Raw genomic sequence first — 423 nt, forward strand, 5'->3', positions numbered from 1 at the left:
CCATATTTGGAGGGTTTTGTCATGGCTTCTATCAGCTGCCGTCACGTTAAAAAGGTTTACCCCGGTAACGTTGTTGCCGTTCCCGATTTCAGCCTGGAAATCGCCGATAAGGAATTCGTCGTTTTCGTCGGTCCTTCCGGCTGCGGTAAGTCCACCACCTTGCGTATGATCGCCGGTCTGGAAGAGATCTCCGGCGGTGAGATGTACATTGGCGATCGCCTGATCAACGATGTTCCGCCGAAAGACCGTGACATCGCCATGGTGTTCCAGAACTACGCTCTGTACCCGCACATGACCGTGTACAAGAACATGGCGTTCGGCCTGGAACTGCGCAAGATGCCCAAGGACGAGATCGACAAGCGCGTGCGTGAAGCCGCCAAGATCCTCGAGATCGAGCACCTGCTCGACCGTAAGCCGAAGGCT

General features: G+C 55.3%; 1 protein-coding gene. It reads left to right on the plus strand.

Annotation, left to right across the window (positions count from 1 at the left end):
• Window positions 1-21 precede the first annotated feature (21 nt).
• Window positions 22-423, plus strand: a 402-nt coding sequence (locus H6B10_RS15465; protein ID WP_204652358.1) for an ABC transporter ATP-binding protein, incomplete at its 3' end; no start/stop codon positions are given.

Origin of the sequence: Gemmiger formicilis, from assembly GCF_016901605.1 — a bacterium.
Lineage (GTDB): Bacteria > Bacillota > Clostridia > Oscillospirales > Ruminococcaceae > Gemmiger > Gemmiger formicilis_B.